This window comes from Amycolatopsis arida (assembly GCF_900115565.1).
GTDB lineage: Bacteria > Actinomycetota > Actinomycetes > Mycobacteriales > Pseudonocardiaceae > Yuhushiella > Yuhushiella arida.
In genome coordinates, this window is record NZ_FOWW01000004.1 from 326,964 (window position 1) to 346,121 (window position 19,158).

General features: G+C 74.6%; 18 protein-coding genes and 1 pseudogene. 17 read left to right on the forward strand and 2 right to left on the reverse strand.

Annotation, left to right across the window (positions count from 1 at the left end; all coding sequences use genetic code 11):
* Positions 1 to 13: 13 nt before the first annotated feature.
* The 11 genes and pseudogenes from BM051_RS14610 to BM051_RS14655 all read left to right on the forward strand — a co-directional run bounded on the left by BM051_RS14610 (position 14) and on the right by BM051_RS14655 (position 11,074).
* A complete protein-coding gene (locus tag BM051_RS14610; protein ID WP_092530680.1) occupies positions 14 to 1,030 on the forward strand; it encodes an MCE family protein in 1,017 nt (338 codons plus the stop codon).
* Between the two features lie 121 nt (positions 1,031 to 1,151).
* Positions 1,152 to 1,919 (forward strand): annotated as a pseudogene (locus BM051_RS30495) (MCE family protein); the annotation flags it as partial.
* Positions 1,920 to 2,074: 155 nt separating this feature from the next.
* On the forward strand, positions 2,075 to 2,299 hold the full coding sequence (locus BM051_RS30500) for a hypothetical protein (protein WP_341770819.1): 225 nt from the start codon (positions 2,075 to 2,077) through the stop codon (positions 2,297 to 2,299).
* Positions 2,293 to 3,489 carry an MCE family protein gene (locus tag BM051_RS14620; protein WP_424923295.1) on the forward strand — a complete coding sequence of 399 codons (1,197 nt, stop codon included), beginning with the start codon at positions 2,293 to 2,295 and terminating at the stop codon, positions 3,487 to 3,489. The genes BM051_RS30500 and BM051_RS14620 overlap by 7 nt, the downstream gene beginning before the upstream one ends.
* Positions 3,489 to 4,724, forward strand: a complete 1,236-nt coding sequence (locus BM051_RS14625) for an MlaD family protein (protein WP_092530681.1) — start codon at positions 3,489 to 3,491, stop codon at positions 4,722 to 4,724. The genes BM051_RS14620 and BM051_RS14625 overlap by 1 nt, the downstream gene beginning before the upstream one ends.
* A gap of 159 nt (positions 4,725 to 4,883) precedes the next feature.
* Positions 4,884 to 5,474 (forward strand): TetR/AcrR family transcriptional regulator, encoded by a 591-nt coding sequence (locus tag BM051_RS14630; RefSeq protein WP_092530682.1) that lies wholly within the window; start codon positions 4,884 to 4,886, stop codon positions 5,472 to 5,474.
* A 149-nt stretch (positions 5,475 to 5,623) separates the two neighbouring features.
* Positions 5,624 to 7,195 (forward strand): glycosyltransferase family 39 protein, encoded by a 1,572-nt coding sequence (locus BM051_RS14635; RefSeq protein ID WP_243859634.1) that lies wholly within the window; start codon positions 5,624 to 5,626, stop codon positions 7,193 to 7,195.
* Between the two features lie 49 nt (positions 7,196 to 7,244).
* Positions 7,245 to 7,748, forward strand: a complete 504-nt coding sequence (locus BM051_RS14640) for a PH domain-containing protein (RefSeq protein ID WP_243859635.1) — start codon at positions 7,245 to 7,247, stop codon at positions 7,746 to 7,748.
* Positions 7,745 to 9,268 carry a PH domain-containing protein gene (locus tag BM051_RS14645; RefSeq protein ID WP_092530683.1) on the forward strand — a complete coding sequence of 508 codons (1,524 nt, stop codon included), beginning with the start codon at positions 7,745 to 7,747 and terminating at the stop codon, positions 9,266 to 9,268. The genes BM051_RS14640 and BM051_RS14645 overlap by 4 nt, the downstream gene beginning before the upstream one ends.
* A gap of 63 nt (positions 9,269 to 9,331) precedes the next feature.
* Entirely contained in the window at positions 9,332 to 10,372 is a 1,041-nt protein-coding gene (locus tag BM051_RS14650) for an aminotransferase class V-fold PLP-dependent enzyme (RefSeq protein ID WP_092530684.1), read from the forward strand.
* A gap of 78 nt (positions 10,373 to 10,450) precedes the next feature.
* Positions 10,451 to 11,074, forward strand: coding sequence for a hypothetical protein (locus BM051_RS14655; RefSeq protein ID WP_092530685.1), 624 nt, complete (start codon positions 10,451 to 10,453; stop codon positions 11,072 to 11,074).
* Between the two features lie 27 nt (positions 11,075 to 11,101).
* Here BM051_RS14655 and BM051_RS14660 read toward each other — a convergent pair whose 3' ends face one another.
* Positions 11,102 to 12,016: a ferritin-like domain-containing protein gene (locus BM051_RS14660; RefSeq protein ID WP_243859637.1), complete on the reverse strand. Its 915-nt coding sequence runs from the start codon at positions 12,014 to 12,016 to the stop codon at positions 11,102 to 11,104.
* A 220-nt stretch (positions 12,017 to 12,236) separates the two neighbouring features.
* Here BM051_RS14660 and rimP point away from each other — a divergent pair, with 220 nt between their 5' ends.
* The 6 genes from rimP to rbfA all read left to right on the forward strand — a co-directional run bounded on the left by rimP (position 12,237) and on the right by rbfA (position 18,051).
* Entirely contained in the window at positions 12,237 to 12,752 is a 516-nt protein-coding gene (gene rimP / locus BM051_RS14665; RefSeq protein ID WP_092530687.1) for a ribosome maturation factor RimP, read from the forward strand.
* A complete protein-coding gene (gene nusA / locus BM051_RS14670; RefSeq protein ID WP_092530688.1) occupies positions 12,749 to 13,789 on the forward strand; it encodes a transcription termination factor NusA in 1,041 nt (346 codons plus the stop codon). The genes rimP and nusA overlap by 4 nt, the downstream gene beginning before the upstream one ends.
* 23 nt (positions 13,790 to 13,812) lie before the next feature.
* Complete coding sequence (locus BM051_RS14675; protein ID WP_092530893.1) at positions 13,813 to 14,199, forward strand: YlxR family protein; 387 nt, start codon at positions 13,813 to 13,815, stop codon at positions 14,197 to 14,199.
* A gap of 87 nt (positions 14,200 to 14,286) precedes the next feature.
* Entirely contained in the window at positions 14,287 to 17,154 is a 2,868-nt protein-coding gene (infB, locus tag BM051_RS14680) for a translation initiation factor IF-2 (RefSeq protein ID WP_092530689.1), read from the forward strand.
* A gap of 84 nt (positions 17,155 to 17,238) precedes the next feature.
* A complete protein-coding gene (locus BM051_RS14685; RefSeq protein ID WP_092530690.1) occupies positions 17,239 to 17,535 on the forward strand; it encodes a DUF503 domain-containing protein in 297 nt (98 codons plus the stop codon).
* A gap of 33 nt (positions 17,536 to 17,568) precedes the next feature.
* Positions 17,569 to 18,051 (forward strand): 30S ribosome-binding factor RbfA, encoded by a 483-nt coding sequence (rbfA, locus tag BM051_RS14690; RefSeq protein ID WP_092530691.1) that lies wholly within the window; start codon positions 17,569 to 17,571, stop codon positions 18,049 to 18,051.
* A 21-nt stretch (positions 18,052 to 18,072) separates the two neighbouring features.
* On the opposite strand, the gene BM051_RS14695 is transcribed toward rbfA, so the two are convergent.
* Complete coding sequence (locus BM051_RS14695; protein WP_092530692.1) at positions 18,073 to 19,116, reverse strand: TRM11 family SAM-dependent methyltransferase; 1,044 nt, start codon at positions 19,114 to 19,116, stop codon at positions 18,073 to 18,075.
* Between the last annotated feature and the right edge of the window lie 42 nt (positions 19,117 to 19,158).

The following is a 19,158-nucleotide window of genomic DNA, read 5'->3' on the forward strand; positions in this document are numbered from 1 at the left end:
GAGGAGCTCGGCCGTGAGATCGTTCCGCGAACGCGACCTGACCCTGCTCGGCGTCGTCTCCACCGTCCTGGCCGGCCTGGCCGTGCTCGCCGCGCTCAACTCCGACGAGCTGCCGCTGATCGGCAGCGGCGGCGTCACCTACGTCGCCGAGTTCGCCGAGGCCGCCGGGATCGACGACACCGTCGAGGTGCGGGCCACCGGGGTCAAGGTGGGCGAGGTGGAGGAGGTCGCGCTCGCCGGCGACCGGATCCGCGTCGAGTTCACCGTCGCCGGCGTCCCGGTCGGCGACCGCAGCACGGTGTCCATCGAGATCAAGACGTTGCTCGGGCAGAAGTACCTGGCCGTGCACCCGGCCGGCGACCGGCCGCAGGATCCCGGCACGCCGATCCCGCGCGAGCGCACCCGGGTGCCCTACGACCTCGGCACGGTCGGCAACGACCTCGCCGCCACCGTCGGGGAGATCGACGCCGACGGGCTCGCCCGCAGCTTCCGGGTCCTCGCCGAGACCTTCGCCGGCAGCCCGCGGCACGTGCGGGACGCGCTGGACGGCGTGTCGGCGCTGTCCGAGGCGATCGCCGCCAGGGACGGCGAGCTGGCCCGGCTGCTGCGCAACACCAACCAGGTCTCCGGCGTGCTCGCCGGCCGGGACGAGCAGGTCACCGCGCTGCTGCGGGACGGCGAGGCGCTGCTGGCGGAGATTCAGCACCGCAAGGACGCCATCGGGCGGTTGCTCGCCGCCACCGTGCGGCTGGCCGACGAGGTGCGCGGGACGGTCGCGGACAACACCGAGCAGCTCGGCCCGGTGCTGGCCGAGCTGGGCCGGGTGACCGACCTGCTCCAGCGCAACCAGGACCACCTGGAACGGGGGCTGGCCAACCTCGCGCCGTTCGCCCGGCTGGCCAACAACGCGCTCGGCAACGGGCGCTGGTTCGAGGTCTACCTGTGCGGGCTGCTGCCGCCGACCGTCGAGGTCGGGGGGCTCACCGTCAACCCCCAGGGCTGCCGGCCACCGTACGGGGGTGGCCAGTGAGCGAGCGTGCGAGCGAACCACTCACCACCGCGGTCCGGCGAGCGCGGACGAGCCCCCGTGAGGTGGCGACGTGAACCCCCGCGCGAACCGGCGGCTCGCGCTGGCCTGCGTCGCGCTGCTCGTGCTGGCCACCGGGTGGTGGTGGCTGGGCCGGGACCGCGGCGGCACCCCGCTCACCGCGTACTTCACCGCCGCCGTCGGCGTGTACCCGGGCTCGGACGTCCGGGTGCTCGGCCTGAAGGTGGGCCGGATCGACGGCGTCGTGCCCGAGGGGGACCGGGTGCGGGTGGACATGACCGTCGACCCGGGCGTGCCGGTGCCGGCCGAGGCCGGCGCGGTGATCGTGGCGCCCACCCTGGTCAGCGACCGGTACGTGCAGCTCACCCCGGTGTACACCGGCGGCCCCACGCTGGCGCCCGGCACGGTGCTCGGCCGGGACCGCACCGCCGCGCCGGTCGAGCTCGACGACCTGGCCCGCGACCTCGACGAGCTGCTCACCGCGCTCGGCCCGGACGGGGCCAACGCCGACGGCGCGCTGGCCGGCGCGCTGGACACCGGCGCGGCGGTGCTCGACGGCACCGGCGCCCGGTTCGGCGAGACGGTGCGGCGGCTGGGCGCCGCGGCGGCCACCCTCGAGGGGGCCAAGGACGACCTGTTCGGCAACGTCGACGGGCTGGCCGGGTTCGCCCGCACCCTCGCCGAGAGCGACGCGCGGCTGCGCGCGGTGTCCGACCGGCTGGTCGACGTCACCGGGTTCCTCGCCGACGAGCGGGCGGCCTTCGCCGTGGCGACCTCGGCCATCGGCACCGCGCTGGCCGAGGTGCACGACTTCATCGGCACCCACCGCGGCGCGCTGCAGTCCAACGTGGACAAGCTGACCGGGATCACCCAGGCGCTGGTGGACCAGCGGGCCGCGCTGGCCGAGGTGCTCGACGTGGCGCCACTGCTGGCCAGCAACGCGATCAACACCTACGACCCCGCCTCCGGCACGCTGCAGGTGCGGGCGAACGTCAACGAGCTCACCAGCCCGCCGATCCTGATGGTGTGCAGCTGCTCCGCCAGGCCGCGCCCGGTCCGGCGGGGGACACCGCGGTGCCGGCGGTGCTGTTCGACACCTGCGCGCGGCTCGCCGGGGTACTCGACGGCACCCTGCCACTGCCCTCGGTGGCCGAGACGCTCGCCGCCATCCAGGCCGGCACCCTGCCACCGTTGCCGCTGCCGCTGGTGGACGCCCTCCGCCTCGGCCCGCCGGGGGGAGGTGGCTGGTGACCCGCCGCGCGCTGCCCGCCTGCCTCGTGGCGGTCCTGCTGGTCGTCACCGGCTGCTCGGGCCGGTTCTCCGGGATGGCCGACCTTCCGCTGCCCGGTGGGGCCGACGTCGGACCCGACCCCTACCGGGTCACCGTGCTGTTCACCGACGTTGCCGACCTGGTGCCGCAGGCGGCGGTGAAGGTCAACGACGTGCCGGTGGGCCGGGTGGAGGGGATCGCGCTGCGCGCGGACAACCGCACGGCCGAGGTGCGGGTGCTGCTCGCCCGGTCGGTGGTGCTGCCCGCCAACGCCACCGGGCGACTACGGCAGTCCAGCCTTCTCGGCGAGAAGTACGTCGACCTCTCGCCGCCGGCTGCCGAGCCGCCGGCCGGCACCCTCGCCGACGGGGCGGTGATCGGCGTGGACCGCACCACCCGCGGCACCGAGGTCGAGGAGGTGCTCGGCGCGGTGTCCCTGGTGCTCTCCGGTGGCGGGTTGACCCAGCTCCGCTCGATCGCCACCGAGCTCGACGCCGCGCTGTCCGGCAACACCGAGCACATCCGCTCGCTGCTGTCCAATGTGGAAACGCTGGCCGCCGCGCTGGACGCCCGGCGCGGCGACATCGTCCGCGCACTGGACGGCGTGGAGCGGCTCACCGGCACGCTTGCCGCGCAGCGGGACACGATCGCCGGCGCGTTGGACGGGCTGGGGCCGGGCATGCGGGTGCTCACCGAGCAGCGGGACCAGCTGGTCGCCCTGCTGGCGGCGATGGACCGGCTGTCCGACGTCACCGTCGACACCCTCGACCGCGGCCGCGCCGAGCTGCTCGCCGACCTGCGCGCGCTGGTGCCGATCCTGGGCCGGCTCGCCGACGCCGGCAGCGCCCTGCCCGAGTCGTTGGAGCTGCTGCTCACCTTCCCGTTCCCGGACGAGGGCCTCGACGTCATCAAGGGCGACTACGCCAACGCGCGCATCAAGGCCGACCTGCGGCTGGACGAGCTGCTGCGCAACCTCGACTCGCCGTACCCGATCATCCAGCCGCCCGGGGGCTCGCCCACCCCGAACCCCGGTGGGACGGTCCCCGCGCCCGGCCCGCCGCTGCCGCTGCCCCCGGTGGGCCCGGCGCCACCCGCCGGGCCGGGGCCGCTGGACGGGCCGCTCGGCGGCCTCGTCGATGGTCTCCTCGGTGGCCTGACGGGAGGTGCGTGATGCCGCGCCGGAGCGTCCGCCTGCGGATCATGGCGTTCTTCGTGATCGCGGTGGTGAGCGTCGGCTACGCCGGGTGGCGCTACGCCGGGCTGGACCGGCTGTTCGGCCACCGGGGGTACCTGGTGACCGTCGAGCTGGCCAGGGGTGGCGGCGTGTTCCCCGGCGCCGACGTCACCTACCGGGGGGTGAGCGTCGGCAGGGTGGCCGAGCTGCGGCTCACCGGCACCGCGGTGGAGGCCGTGCTGGACATCGAGCCCGGCGCGCCGCCAGTGCCGGCGGCCACCCGCGTCGTGGTGGCCAACCGCTCGGCCATCGGTGAGCAGTACGTCGACCTGCGCCCGGACCGCGCGGGGGAGCCCTACCTCGCCGACGGGGCGCGCATCCCGCTGTCGGCCACCACGCTGCCGCTGCCACCGGACCGGCTGCTGTCCGGCGCGCGGGCGCTGCTCGGCGGGGTGTCCACCGAGTCGCTGCGCACCGTGGTGGACGAGCTGCACGCCGGCCTCGCCGGCACCGGGGACGATCTGCAGCGCATTCTGGACACCACCGCCGAGTTCCTGCCGGCGGCGATCGACGCGCTGCCGCGGACCCGGCAGCTGCTGGCCGACGGCCGGACGGTGCTCGGCACCCAGCGCGACCTGACCGGGCCGATCACCGAGTTCGGCGGCGACCTGCGGGCGCTGGCCGCGCAGCTACGCGCCTCCGACCCCGACCTGCGCCGGCTCGTCGACGTCACACCACCGCTGGCCCGGCAGGTCGGCGACGTGCTCGCCCGGTCCGGCTCGGACCTGTCGGTGGTGCTGGCGAACCTGCTCACCACGGCGACCGTGTTCGCGGTCCGGGTCGACGCGTTGGAGCAGGCCAACGTGCTCTACCCGTACCTCCCGGTGATCGGCAACGCGCTGTTCCCCGGGGACGGCACCGCGCACATGGGCCTGGTGCTCAACGTCTTCCACCCGTTCTCCTGCACGAAGGGCTACGAGGGCACCGCGCGACGACCCGGCGGGGACCTCACCGACGCGCCGCCCAACCCGCGGGCAAACTGCGCCGAGCCACCCGGCAGCCCGACGAGCGTGCGCGGCTCGCAGAACGCGCCCTACCCCGGGGTGCCGCCCGCGGTGCCGGCCCCGACCGAAACAGGCGCCGCGCCAGCGGGGGAGCCTACGCCAGGGCTGCTCGGCCGGTCGGGGGTGACGTTCAGCGGCTGGCGACCGCTGCTGGGCCTGCCCGGCTGATGCGGGTGGGCGGCCGTGCCGCGGTGGCACACGGCGAGGCATAAGGTGAACGGCATGTCTGTGGCCCGAACCGGAGTCAGCGGGGAGCGTCGCGGCCAGTCCCGCCGCGCGGGCCGGAGCGGTCGCACGGGTCGCACCCAGGAGGAACGCAGTGCCGCCATGCGGCAGCGGCTGCTCGACGCGACCATCGACTGTCTCGTGGAGTACGGCTACGCGGGCACCACGACGACCAAGGTGGCCGACCGGGCCGGGGTCACCCGCGGTGCGCAGGTCCACCACTTCCCGACCAAGTCGGACCTGGTGGTCTCGGCGATCCGCTACCTCGCCGCGAAGCGGACCGAGCTGGCCTTCGGTGAGCTGGACCGGCTGCGCGAGTCGGCCGACCCGATCGGCGACGCGCTCGACCTGCTGTGGGAGATCCACCAGGGGCCGGTGTTCTCGGCCACGGTCGAGCTGTGGGTGGCCGCCCGCACGGACCCCGAGCTGCGCCGGCACATGTCGGTGGCCGAGCCGGTGGCGACCAGCAGCCTCGTCGAGTTCGGCAAGGCGCTGCTGCCGGACTACGCCGAGCACCCGGAGTTCCTGCACGCCGTCTACACCGCGATGGACGTGGTGCGCGGCATCCTGATCGCCAGCTGGGCCACCCGGGACCGCCGGGAGCTGGACGCCCGCTGGGCCCGGGCCCGCCGGCACCTGCGCCTGCTGATCGACGGCCTCATGGCCGGCCACGTGCACCCGGCCGACGCCTGATCGCCGCGACTCGATCACCCAGGTCGCGCACGTCGGTTGACATCGGGTGAGCGCCGGTGCTCATCCGGGTGAGGGTTCACCCACCCGGCGCCATACGATGCCCGCGACAGCTGTCAGAGTGTGGCGCGACCGGGCCGGGAGGCGAGGCGGTGGGCTCACCAGCACGCGAGGACACCACGGCGGTCGACGGCGCGACGCGCGAGGGTGCGGCGGAGGGCCCGGAACGTTCGGACCACCACCCGCCGGCGCCGGTCGCGTGGTGGCCGGTCGGCGGGATCGCCGCGGCGGTGGGAGTCGTGCTGCTGGCCACCGCCGGCCGGATCGGCTACTTCGGCGACGAGCTGTACTTCCTGGCCGCGGGGCGGTACCACCTGGAGTGGGGCTACGCCGACCAGCCCTGGCTGCTGCCGCTGCTGGCCCGCGCCATGGACACGCTGTTCCCCGGCTCGGTGGTCGGGCTGCGGCTGCCCGCGCTGCTGGTCACCGTCGCCGGCGTGGTGGTCACCGCGCTGATCGCCCGCGAGCTCGGCGGTGGCCGGCACGCGCAGACCCTGGCCGCCGGCGCCTACGCGATCTGCCCGCAGCTGCTGGTCTCCGGCCACCTGCTGGCCACCTCCACCATCGACCCGTTCCTGTGGACGGTCACCACCTGGCTGGTGGTCCGCTGGGTGCGGGTGCGCGGCCAGCGCGGCGCCGACCGCCTGCTGCTGCTCGCCGGCTGCGTCACCGCGGTGGCGATGCAGGGCAAGTTCCTCATCGTGTTCCTCTGGCTCGCGCTGGCCGCCGTGGTGCTGGTCACCGGCCCGCGCGAGTTGCTGCGCCGCCCCGCGCTGTGGGCCGGCGGCGCGATCGCCGTGCTCGCCACCGTGCCGACCCTGCTGTGGCAGGCCCGCAACGGCTGGCCGTACCTGGAGATGCAGGAGGTGGTGGCCGAGCAGGTCCACCGCATCCTCGGCGGGCCGCTGCTGTTCGTGCCGATCGCCCTGGTGGCCGCCGGCCCGCTGGTGGGCGCGTTCCTGGCGGTGCACGGCCTGTGGCAGCTGCTGCGCGCCCCGGAGCTGGCCGCCTACCGCTTCCTCGGCTGGACCGCGCTGGCGGTCACCGCGCTCTTCGTGGTCACCGTCGGCCGCTACTACTACGTCGCCGGGCTGTACGGGCTGCTGTTCGCCGCGTCCGCGGTGCGCCTCGAACGGCACCGGCCGGCCCGGTGGTGGCGGTGGGTGCCCACCTGGCCGGTGTACGCCCTGTCGGCGGTGGTCGTGATCGGCGTCGGGCTGCCCGTCCGTCCGGTGTCGACGGTCACCACCACCGACTTCGTCGCCAGCGGCAGCCTCGGCTGGCCCGAGCTGGCCGACACCGTGGCCGCCGCGCACCGCGCGCTGCCGCCCGGCGAACGGGACCGGGCCGTGGTGTTCACCGAGACCTACTGGCAGGCCGGCGCGCTGGAGGTCTACGGTCCCGAGCGCGGGCTGCCGCCGGTGTTCAGTCCCGAGCGCGGCTACTGGTTCACCGGGCGCCCGCCGGAGGGCAGCGACCCGCTGCTCGTGGTCGGCATGGACCCCGGGTACCTGCGCGGGTTCTGTGCCGGCGTGCGCGAGGTCGAGCGGGTGCGGCTGGCCGCCGTGCCCGAGGAGAACGTGAACCAGGGCGTGCCGGTGTGGCTGTGCTCGGGGCCGCGCGCGCCGTGGGACCGGTTGTGGCCCGAGCTGCGCCGGATGTGACGCCGAGGCCGAAGCTCCACAGTAGACAGTTCGAGGACAAGGGGGACAGGTGACCGGATCCGGTACGACGCTGCGGCTGCGCCCGCCGCGTCACCAGGTGGACCGCAGGGCGATCGGCTGGTGGCTGGTGCAGACGTCGGTGACCGTGGCCGTGCCCGTCGTGGTGCTGGTCGTGCTGGGGCTCGCGCTGCCCGGCGCGCGGTTCTGGCTGCTGGCGCCGGCCGTCGTGCTCGCCGTGGTGGGCCTGCCGCTGGCGGCGCTGCTGCCGTTCTGGTGGTACCGGGTGCACCGCTGGGAGGTGACCGACAGCGCCGTCTACACCCGCACCGGCTTCTTCTGGCAGGAGTGGCGGGTGGCCCCGATGTCCCGGATCCAGACGGTGGACACCCAGCGCGGCCCGCTCGAGCAGCTCTTCGGGCTGGCCACGGTCACCGTCACCACCGCGTCGGCCAAGGGCGCGGTGACGATTCCCGGCCTCGACCACCAGGTGGCCGCCGACCTCGCCGAGCAGCTCACCGCGACCACCCAGGCCACCCCCGGGGACGCGACATGACCGCCGAGTGGTGCAAGCTGGACCGCCGCACGGTCGCCGTCACCGCGTTGACCACCGCCGGGGTGGCCGTCGCCGCCGGCGTGCCCACCGGCGTCGGCCTGGCGAAGGGCACCGGGCCCTGGGCGGCGCTCGCGCTGGTGCTCGGTGGGGCGCTGCTGCTGACCGTCGGCGCCGCGGCGGTGGACGACCTGCGGTGGCGGCGCACCAGCTACCGGGTCGGCGCGGAGCGGGTGGAGCTGCGGTCCGGGATCCTGGTCCGCAACCGGCGCTCGCTGGCCCGTGAGCGAATCCGCAGCGTGGACCTCACCGCCAACCCGCTGTTGCGGATCTTCGGCCTGACCAACGTCAAGATCGGCACCGGGGAGAGCACCGGCGCCGGTGAGGGCTCGCTGATGCTTCACCCGGTGACCCGGGAGGAGGGCGAGCGGCTGCGCACCGAGCTGCTGCATCGGGCCCCCGCCGGCGGTGACGACGACGCCGGGAGTGCCGGCGGCGGCGACGGTGTCGTTGCCGGGGAGCTGGCCCGGCTCGATCCGAGCTGGGTGCGGTTCGCCCCGATGTCGTTTCTCACCCCCACCATCGGGGTGGCCGCGTTCGGCGTCGTCCTGCAGGTGGCCGAGTGGTTCGGCCTGCAGGAGGGGGTGATCAGTTGGGCGCTGGACCTGCTGCGCGGCCTGCCGCTGCTGCTGGCGCTGCTGTCGGTGGTGGTCACCGGGATCGTGGTGGGCGTGCTCGGCTCGCTCGCGGTGTTCGTCGAGATGTGGTGGCAGTTCCGGCTGGAGCGCGAGCCCAACGGCACGCTGCGGGTGCGCCGCGGCCTGCTCACCACCCGCTCGGTGTCGCTGGAGGAGCGCCGGCTGCGCGGGGTCGAGCTGGTCGAGCCGCTGGGCAACCGGCTGCTCGGCGGGGCCCGGCTGGACGCGGTCGCCACCGGCCTGGTGCGGCCCAAGGAGGGCAGCAGGACCGACCACAAGACGCTGCTGCCGCCCGCGCCGCGCGCCGACGCCGACCGGGTCGCCGCGGCGGTGCTGCGCGAGCCGGTCGCGCCGACCGCGTCGGTGCGGCTGACCGGCCACCCGCCGGCGGCCCGCGCCCGGCGGCTGCGCTGGGCGGTGCTGGCCGCCCTGGTCCCGCCCGCGGTGCTGGCCGTGCTGGGCGCGCTGCTCACCGACGTGCTGCTGCACCTGGCCTGGATCACCGCGTTGGTGCTGCTGCCGGTGGCCGTGCTGCTCGCGCTGGAGGCGTACCGCAACCTCGGGCACGGCCTCACCGGCGGCTACCTGGTGACGCGGCACGGTTCCGTGCGGCGGACCACGGTGGCCCTGCAGCGGCGCGGCGTGATCGGCTGGACCGCCACCCAGTCGATCTTCCAGCGGCGCGCCGGGCTGCTCACCCTCACCGCGACCACCGCCGCCGGCGCCGGCGCCTACTCGATCTACGACGTGGGCCAGGAGCAGGGTCTCGCGTTCGCCGAGGAGGCCGTCCCCGACCTGTTCGGCCCCTTCCTCGACCGCACCTGACCCCCTGCCGTGTTCGCCCGCCACGTCGGCGGGGATGTCGGTGGGGGGCGCTAGGTTGCGGGCATGCGTGAGGCTTTCGGCGCCGAGTTCGCCGTTCCCGACGGGTACCTGAACACCCCGAGCATCGGCGTGCCGCCAGCGCACGTGGCCGACGCCGTTGTCGAGTCCGTGCAACGTTGGCGGCGTGCCGCCGACAACGCCGACGACTTCGAGGACGTGGTCGACGCGTCGCGGGCCGGGTTCGCCCGGCTGGTCGGCGTGCCCACCGAGTGGGTGGCGATCGGGACGACGGTGGCGCAGTTGGTGGCACTGGCCGCGGCCGGCGTCCCGGATGGCGGGCGGGTGCTGCTGGCCCGCGGCGACTTCACCAGCGTCGGCTACCCGTTCGCCGCGCAGGCCCGACGCGGGATCACCACCACCGAGGTGCCGCTGGCCGAGCTGCCGGAGCGGGTGGCGGGGCACGACCTGGTCGCGGTGAGCGTGGCGCAGTCCGCCGACGGCGCGTTGGTCGACCTCGCCGCGCTGCGTGCCGCGGCGGAGGCCGCGGGGGTGCCGGTGCTGCTGGACGCCACCCAGGCGGCCGGCTGGCTTCCGCTGCGGCTGGACTGGGCGGACTGGGTGGTCGCCGCGGCGTACAAGTGGCTGCTCTCGCCGCGCGGCGCGGCGTGGCTGGCCGTGCGCCCCCGGGCGGCGGAGCGCTCGGTGCCGGTGGCGGCGAACTGGTACGCGGGGGAGGATCCGTGGGGCCGCTCGGCGTACGGCCTGCCGATGCGGCTGGCGTCGGGCGCCCGCGGCCTGGCCGCCTCGCCGGTCTGGCTGGCCCACGTCGGCGCCGCCGCCGCGCTGCCCTACCTGGCCGACCTCGACCTGGAGGAGGTGCGCCGGCACGACGTCGGGCTGGCCAACCGGCTGCGGGCCGGTCTGGGCCTGCCGCCGGGGGACAGCGCCATCGTCGCCGTCGAGGCCGACCGGGCGGCCGAGCGGCTCGCCGCCGCCGGTGTCAGGGCGAGTGTGCGCAACGGCCGGGCCCGGGTGGGCTTCCACCTCTACAACACCACCGACGACGTGGACCGCGCGCTCGAGGCGCTCGCGCGGCCGTCGTGACCTCCCGGTCGGCGGCCAGATTCGGTACGGTGCCCCACCGTGGTTGGAACGCGACACGAACCCGCCGAGCCCGCCGGGATGCGGCACACCGCGCCGCTGCCCAGGGTGCCGGCGGCGGCACCGGAACGGTCACGTGGCCGCCGCCGGCACCTGCTCGTCGCCGCCGGGCTGGTGGCCGTCGCCGCGGCGTCGGCGCTGGTGTGGTCGCTGGTCCGGGACGCCCAGCGCGACCCCGGCCAGGCCGTGCCGGTGGACCCGCTGACCAGCGGCGCCTTCCGCTACCAGGTGGTGGCCGGCCCGGTGACCACCGCCGACTGCGCGGCCAACTCCTACGGTGCGGTCCACGACTGGTTCACCACCCACCCGTGCACCCGGCTCTCCCGCTCGCTCTACGTCACCGAGACCGCCGAGGTCAGGGCCCTGGTGTCGGTCGCCCAGGTCACCATGCCGACACCGGCGCTGGCCCAACAGTTGAAGGCGATCACCGACACCGACAACACCGGCAACGTCAGCGACCTCGTGCGGGACGGCACGGCCGACCTCCCCGGCGCGCCGAGCGTCGCGCGGGGGGAGTACGCCTCCCGCTCAGGGGGCGCCACGGTCACCGTGGTGGAGGCGAACTTCTTCGCCGACCACCGCGACCCCGCACTGCTCACCCGGATCGCCACCGACGCGCTCCGGCTCGCCGACACCCTGCCCTGACGGGGGCCCGGCCGATCGAACCGCGGCTCACGGCGTGCCGGGCAGCGGGACGGCGGCCGGCTCCCGGCCGGCCTCGGCGCGCCAGCTCGTGCCGCGGGTCGCCGAGCCCACCAGCGCCCCCGCGGCCATCGTGCGCAGTCCCTCGTCGTCGGTCCGTTCCAGGACGCCGCGCCAGGCCAGCGCCGCGTCGGCCTCGGCCGTGGCGACCACCGCGGTCGCCGACGCCTCGTCGGTCACCGGCTCCGGCGTGAGGTAGGCCGGCTCGGCCGGGACCGACTCCGCGCCCGCCGCGTCGAGCACCCGCTCGCAGGCGTCCCGGCGGTCCCGGTGCGCGGCGGCGCCCTCGGTGACCCCCCTGTCGTAGGCCGCCGGCAGGAACGCGCTGACCAACCCGTAGACCCAGACCGCCGCGTGCTCGGCGGCCAGTGCCTGCCGCAGCGCGTTCACCGCCTCCGGGGGCAGCGGCCCGGTCGACACCGGCCCCAACGCGCCCGGCTGGCCCGCGCCGAGCTCGCGGGCGAGCTGCTGCACCCCCGCGCAGCCGGCGGCCACGGAGCCGACCAGTCCCGCCCGGTACCGCGGCACGGCCGGCACCAGCCCCAGCGCCTCCTCCCGCGCCTCGGTCAACCGCTGTCCCAGTGCCGCCAGGTCGGCGACCGCGCCGGGGTCGCCGCCGGCGGCCCGCTCCGGGCGCGGGCTGTTCTGCCGCTCGATCTCGGCGCGTAGCGCGTCCGCGTGCGCGGTGCGCACCGCGACCACCTGCTGGGCGAGCTGGGCGTGCCGCGGCGCCGACTCGGCGAGCGCTCCGGCCGCGCGTGCGTCCGCCTCCGCGCGCGCCAGCAGCGGCAGCAGCGGGTCGGGGCCGGTCGAGTAACCCGTGGCACCCAGATCACAGCCGGCCAGCGGCAGGGCGAGCGCGGCCAGCGCGCCGGTCCGCAGCACGTCACGCCGAGTGAGCGGTAGGGGGCCAAGTCTGCGTCCGAGTCTCCATCCGAGCGTCACGTGGCCCCATCCTGCCAGGCGAGCCCTGACCACCGGCGACCGCGCACGCCGGCAGGATAAGCTGGACCATCGACAACAGAACGGCAGCAGGGACGCCGCGGGAGGCAGCACCCCGGCGGACGGACCGGCTACGTACCGCAGCCGAACAGGGAGCAGCACGGTGCCAGGAGAACTCGCCAGCCGGCTGGAGCCGATCGTGGCCGAGGCCGTCGCGACCGCGGGTTTCGACCTCGACGCGCTCGACGTCCAGCAGGCCGGCCGGCGCAAGCTGGTCAAGGTGGTGGTGGACGGCGACGACGGCGTCGGCCTGGACGAGGTCGCCGACATCAGCCGCCTGGTCTCCGCGCGGCTGGACGAGCACGACGAGCTGATCGCCGGCGCCTACACCCTGGAGGTCACCTCCCCCGGTGTGGACCGGCCGCTCACCAGGCCGCGACACTGGCGGCGGGCGCGGTTCCGGCTGGTGCGGGTGACCCCCACCGAGGGGCCCGCGTTCGTCGGCCGCGTCGGGCACGCCGGCGAGGACGCGGTGCGGATGCTGGTCGACGGTGAGCTGCGCGACGTCGCCTACTCCGACGTGACCAGAGCGGTCATCGAGGTCGAGTTCCGGCAGCCACCGGCCGCCGAGCTCAAGATGCTGGAAGAAGACGGGCGAGACCTGGAGGAGCCGAGGTGAACGTCGACATCGCGGCGCTGCGCGCGATCGAGCGGGACAAGGACATCCCGTTCGAGACCGTGCTCGAGGCCATCGAGTCCGCCCTGCTGACCGCCTACAAGCACACCGAGGGCCACCAGCCCCGGGCGCGGATCGACATCGACCGCAAGACCGGCCACGTCCGGGTGCTGGCGCACACGCTGGACGAGAACGGCGAGATCGCCGAGGAGTGGGACGACACCCCGGAGGGCTTCGGCCGGATCGCGGCCACCACCGCGCGGCAGGTCATCCTGCAGCGGCTGCGCGACGCCGAGCACGAGCGGACCTACGGCGAGTTCTCCGCCAGGGAGGGCGAGATCGTCGCCGGGGTGATCCAGCGCGACGCCAGGGCCAACGCCCGCGGCATGGTGATCGTCCAGGTCGGCGACACCGAGGGCGTGCTGCCCGCCGGCGAGCAGGTGCCCGGTGAGAGCTACGAGCACGGCGCCAGGATCAAGGCCTACGTGGTCACGGTCTCGCGCAGCGCCCGCGGCCCTTCGATCACCCTGTCCCGCAGCCATCCGAATCTGGTGCGCAAGCTGTTCGCGCTGGAGGTTCCGGAGATCGCCGACGGCACGGTGGAGATCGCCGCGGTCGCCCGCGAGGCGGGGCACCGGTCGAAGATCGCGGTGCGGTCGACGGTGCCCGGGGTCAACGCCAAGGGCGCGTGCATCGGGCCGGTGGGCGCCCGGGTGCGCAACGTGATGAGCGAGCTCAACGGCGAGAAGATCGACATCATCGACTACTCGGAGGATCCCGCGCGGTTCGTCGGGAATGCGCTGTCCCCGGCGAAGGTTGTGTCCGTCAGGGTCGTCGACGAGCGCACCAAGACGGCCAGGGTGGTGGTCCCCGACTTCCAGTTGTCCCTGGCCATCGGCAAGGAAGGGCAGAACGCCCGCCTCGCCGCGCGGCTCACCGGCTGGCGGATCGACATCCGCAGCGACGCCGCGCCGGAGGAGCCCGCCGGCCCGGCGCCGGTGGACCCCTCGCGCGCGGCGGCAACCGGTTCGGCTGAGTGAGGGGCGACGGGCTAGACTTGGCGGTGGTGCAAGGTCCGAGGCCGAGTTCCGCACGCCGCGAGCACGGAGATCATCCGGTTCGCACCTGCGTGGGGTGCCGGCAGCGGGCGTTGGCCGCCGAGTTGCTGCGCGTCGTCGCGCGGGACGGGCACGTGGTCGTCGACGAACGTCGGCGGCTGCCCGGGCGGGGTGCGTGGCTGCACCGCAGCCCGGAGTGCCTGGCCAAGGCCGAACGGCGGCGGGTCTTCCCCAGGGCGTTACGGGTGTCCGGGGTGCTCGCCACCGGGGAGCTACGGCATCATCTCGAGTGGCAGGCCGAGCGGTCCGCACCGCCGCGGCCCGTGCAGGACGCGGCACCGGGAACCTCCCGGGGCCGGTGGGAACGAAGGAAGCAGGTCGACCCGTCATGAGTCAGCCGTGAAGCTGAAGCCATGAACGCGCGACGATAGGACGAGGTCAGCGGGTTGCGCCGCCGACCTCACCAGTTGAGGAGAGCAGTGGCAGGCAAAGCCCGCGTACACGAGCTCGCGAAAGAGCTCGGGGTCACGAGTAAGGAAGTTCTCGCCAAGCTGAAGGAGCAGGGCGAGTTCGTGAAGTCCGCGTCGTCCACGGTGGAGGCGCCCGTCGCCCGCCGCGTGCGCGACGCGTTCGCCCGCAAGGACGGCAAGCAGGACAGGGCCGCCGGCAAGAAGCCCGCGGCGACCAGCGGTAACGGCACGGCCGGGACGAGCACTGCTGCTGCCCCGGTGAAGTCGGTGCCCGCACAGTCGGAGGCCGCCCGGCCCGCGACCAAGCCAGGGCCGCCGGGGCCGCCGGGGCCGAAGCCCGGCCCCAAGCCCGGTCCCGCGCCCACCCCGGCCGAGCCCCCGGCCGCCAGGCCGGGTCCCAAGCCGCAGCCCGCGCAGCCGGCGAGCCCGGCCGCCAGCGGTGGCTCCGTGGTGCCGCCCAAGCCGCAGGGTCCCAAGCCCGGCCCGAAGCCGGGTCCGCGCACGCCGCGGGTCGGCAACAACCCGTTCGGCGTCGGCTCCGGCTCGGCGCCCCGCCCCGCCGCGCCCCGGCCCGGTCCGGGTCAGGGCGGTGAGCGGGCACCGCGGCCCGGCGGTGAGCGGCCGGCCGCGGGTCCCCGTCCCGGTGGCGCGCCCGGCGGCAACCGGCCCAGTCCCGGCAACATGCCGCCGCGCCCGAACCCGGGCATGATGCCCACCCGCCCGCCGCGTCCGGGTGGTCCCGCCGGTGGCCGCGGTGGTCCCGGTGGCCGCACCAGCGCCGGTGCCGGCCGGGGTGGTCCCGGCGGTGGCGGTCCGCGCGGCGGTGGCGGCGGTGGTTTCCGCGGCGGCCCCGGTGGTGGCGGCGGTGGCGGCGGTTTCCGGGGTGGTCCCGGTGCCCCGCCCGCCGGTGGTGGCTTCCGCGGTGGTCGTGGCGGCCCCGGTGGTCGCGGTGGCGCGGCCGGCGCGTTCGGCCGCCCCGGTGGCCCCTCGCGCAAGGGCCGCAAGTCGAAGCGGCAGAAGCGCCAGGAGTACATGGACAACATGCAGGCGCCCACCGTGGGTGGGGTGCGCCTGCCCAAGGGCAACGGCGAGACGGTCCGGCTGCCCCGCGGCGCGTCGCTGACCGACTTCGCCGAGAAGATCGACGCCAACCCGGCCTCGCTGGTGCAGGTGTTGTTCCACCTCGGTGAGATGGTCACGGCCACCCAGTCGGTGTCCGAGGAGGTCCTCGAGCTGCTCGGCTCGGAGATGAACTACACCGTGCAGGTGGTCAGCCCGGAGGAGGAGGACCGCGAGCTGCTCGAGGCCTTCGACATCACCTACGGCGAGGACGCCGGCGACGAGGAGGACCTGCGGGTCCGGCCGCCGGTGGTCACCGTGATGGGCCACGTCGACCACGGTAAGACCCGCCTGCTGGACACCATCCGGAAGACGAAGGTGCACGAGGGCGAGGCCGGTGGCATCACCCAGCACATCGGTGCCTACCAGGTCGAGACCGAGCTCGAGGGCGAGGAGCGGCTCATCACCTTCATCGACACCCCGGGTCACGAGGCGTTCACCGCCATGCGTGCCCGCGGTGCCCAGGCCACCGACATCGCGGTGATCGTGGTCGCCGCCGACGACGGCGTGATGCCGCAGACGGTGGAGGCGATCAACCACGCCCAGGCGGCGAAGGCGCCGATCGTGGTCGCGGTCAACAAGATCGACAAGGAGGGCGCCAACCCGCAGAAGATCCGGCAGCAGCTCACCGAGTACGGCCTGGTCGCCGAGGAGTACGGCGGCGACACGATGTTCGTCGACATCTCCGCCCGGGAGAACATCAACATCGACGGGCTGCTCGAGGCGATCCTGCTGACCGCGGACGCGGCGCTGGACCTGCGGGCCAACCCCGACATGGAGGCCCAGGGCGTGGCGATCGAGGCGCACCTCGACCGCGGCCGCGGTCCGGTGGCGACCGTGCTGGTGCAGCGCGGCACGCTGCGGGTCGGTGACTCGGTGGTGGCCGGCGACGCCTACGGCCGGGTGCGCCGGATGGTCGACGAGTACAACCGCGACGTCACCGAGGCGACCCCGTCGCAGCCGGTCCAGGTCATCGGGTTCACCTCGGTGCCGGGTGCCGGCGACACGTTCCTCGTGGTGGACGAGGACCGGGTGGCCCGGCAGATCGCCGAGCGCCGCCAGGCCCGGATCCGCAACGCGCAGAACGCGGCCAAGCGCAAGCGGGTCAGCCTGGAGGACCTGGACTCCGCGTTGAAGGAGACCAACACCCTCAACCTGATCATCAAGGGTGACAACTCGGGTACCGTCGAGGCACTCGAGAGTGCCCTGATGCAGCTCGAGGTGGGGGACGAGGTCGACCTCAACGTCGTCCACCGCGGCGTCGGCGGGGTGACCGAGAGCGACATCGACCTGGCGACCGCGTCCGACGCGATCGTGCTGGGCTTCAACGTGCGGGCGCAGGGCAAGGCGACCGAGCGGGCCACCCGCGAGGGCGTCGACGTCCGCTACTACACGGTGATCTACCAGGCGATCGAGGAGATCGAGCAGGCGCTCAAGGGCATGCTCAAGCCGGAGTACGAGGAGGTCGAGCTCGGCAGGGCGGAGGTCCGCGAGGTCTTCAAGTCCTCCAAGGTCGGCACCATCGCCGGCTGCCTGGTCACCTCCGGGATCATCCGGCGCAACGCCAGGGCGCGGCTGCTGCGGGACAACGTGGTGGTCGCGGACAATCTGCCGGTCAACTCGCTGCGCCGGTTCAAGGACGACGTGGTGGAGGTGCGTGACGGCTTCGAGTGCGGTCTCACCCTCGGCTCGTACAACGACATCAAGGTCGACGATGTCGTCGAGACGTACGAGCAGCGGGAGAAGCCGCGGAGCTGAGCCACCGGCCCGGTGGGGACCCGGCACGCCCTGGCCCCCACCGGGCTCCGCTCGTCACTGTCGTCGATGACCTGGTGATGCCCGTTGTACGTCGGTTCGCTCGAGCTGGACCTGCTGCTCGGTGACGTCCGGTCGCTGAAGCAGAAGCGCTCCGCGGTGCGTCCGCTGCTGGCCGAGGTGCGCCGCCGGTTCGACGTGTCCGTGGCCGAGGCCGGCCACCTGGACCTGCACCGGCGCGCCCTGGTCGGGGTCGCCGTGGTGGCCGCCGACGCCGCGCACGTGCGCGACGTGCTCGACCGCTGCGAGCGGTTGGTGGCCGAGCGTCCCGAGCTGGAGCTGCTGTCCGCGAGGCGCCGCCTCATCGGGCCCGACGACGAGTAGCTACCCGTTTCCCGAACGAGAAGGGGGTGCGCCGTGGCCGATCAGGCACGCGCCCGCAGGTTGGCCAAGCGGATCGCGCAGATCGTCGCGTCCGCGCTGGAGCACGAGGTGAAGGATCCGCGCCTCGGCCACGTGACGATCACCGACGCCAAGGTCACCGGCGACCTGCGCGACGCCACCGTGTACTACACCGTCCGCGGGGAGCGGCTGGACGTCCCGCCGGACTTCGCCGGTGCCGCCGCCGCACTGGAGTCGGCCAAGGGCGTGCTGCGCAGCAAGGTGGGGGAGGGCACCGGCGTCCGGTACACCCCGACGCTGACCTTCGTCGCCGACAGCGTTCCCGAGGACGCGCGGCGGATCGAGGAGCTCCTGGCCAAGGCCAGGGAGGCCGACGCCGAGGTGGCCCGCCGGGCCACGGAGGCACGGCCGGCGGGGGACCCCGACCCCTACCGCGCGCCGCGCGAGGAGGAGCCGGAGGAGACCGACGAGTTCACCGGCCCGGACTCCCGCGGCTGACCGACATCGGCGAGCTCAACGTCAGCGTGGCTTGCTCGCCACCACGAGGTCGCGCACGATGGCCTGGTCGACCCGGTGGACGAACTCCTCGAACGGGCCGCCGGTGCGCACCTCCAGGCCGGCCCGCTCGAGGATCGCGACCAGCTCGGCCCGGTCGACGACGTGGGTGTTCCACGAGATGCCCATCGCGCCGCCGCGGCGGAGCACCCTGGTCCACACCGGCACCGCGGCGGCGAGCAGCTCGCGCGGGTTGCGGGTCACTCCCGGCGTCTGGGCGCGGTGGCTGCCGTGCTGGATGCCGTAGGGCGCGTCGGCGACGACGACGTCGACCGAGCCGGGCCGGACCAGCTCGTCGGTGGTCAGCGTGTCGCACTGCAGGTGGGTGAGCCGGCGGGTGTCACCGGCCTTGTAGGCCTCCTTGGTCAGGCCGAACTCGACCTCCAGCCGCCGGCCGAGGCGCACCTTGTTGCGGCGCACCTGCCCGGACTCGGCGCGGTGCTTGATCCGCTTGGTGCGCAACCAGGTCTTGAGGAACTGCTCGTGGGCCTCGAAGTCGCGGCCGTCGACGTCCAGCCCGGTGGCCGAGTAGCCGTACATCATGGCCTGGTGCAGCGTGGTGCCCCGGCCGCACAGCGGGTCGAGCACGTGCAGCGCCCGCTCCCGCATCGCCGCCGGCCGGTCGGTGGCCATCAGCGTCACGTTGAGCAGCAGCTTGGTGAACAGCTCGTTGGTCTTGCCGGAGTACTTGGGGATGGTCAGCAGGTCCGAGTCGAACCGGTCGAGCGGATCCACCGGCAGCGGCCGCAGCAGCTCGCCGGTGCGTTCGAACAACGCGTACCGGGCGGACAGGTCGGACAGGAACCCGACGTCGGCGGCGGACAGCGGGCGCTCGGTGGCGAAGGTCACGTAGTCCACTCCGCCCATCCGCTCCTGCCCGATCTCGCCCACCGGGGTCGACAGCACGGCGTCGGCGAAGACCCGCAGCTCGGCGCGCAGCAGCCGGGGTGCGGTGTCGGTGTAGACCCGGTTGGCCGAGGGGTAGACGAGGATCGCGTACTCGGGCATGGCGCCAGAGCGTAACTTGCCCGGTGTCGACCCCCAGCCGCC

Excerpts from the sequence above, each read along its gene's own strand:
- BM051_RS14625 (WP_092530681.1), top strand. The coding sequence starts at position 3,489 with ATGCCGCGCCGGAGCGTCCGCCTGCGGATCATGGCGTTCTTCGTGATC.
- BM051_RS14630 (WP_092530682.1), top strand. The coding sequence starts at position 4,884 with ATGCGGCAGCGGCTGCTCGACGCGACCATCGACTGTCTCGTGGAGTAC.
- BM051_RS14645 (WP_092530683.1), top strand. The coding sequence starts at position 7,745 with ATGACCGCCGAGTGGTGCAAGCTGGACCGCCGCACGGTCGCCGTCACC.
- BM051_RS14650 (WP_092530684.1), top strand. The coding sequence starts at position 9,332 with ATGCGTGAGGCTTTCGGCGCCGAGTTCGCCGTTCCCGACGGGTACCTG.
- BM051_RS14655 (WP_092530685.1), top strand. The coding sequence starts at position 10,451 with ATGCGGCACACCGCGCCGCTGCCCAGGGTGCCGGCGGCGGCACCGGAA.
- BM051_RS14695 (WP_092530692.1), bottom strand. The coding sequence starts at position 19,116 with ATGCCCGAGTACGCGATCCTCGTCTACCCCTCGGCCAACCGGGTCTAC.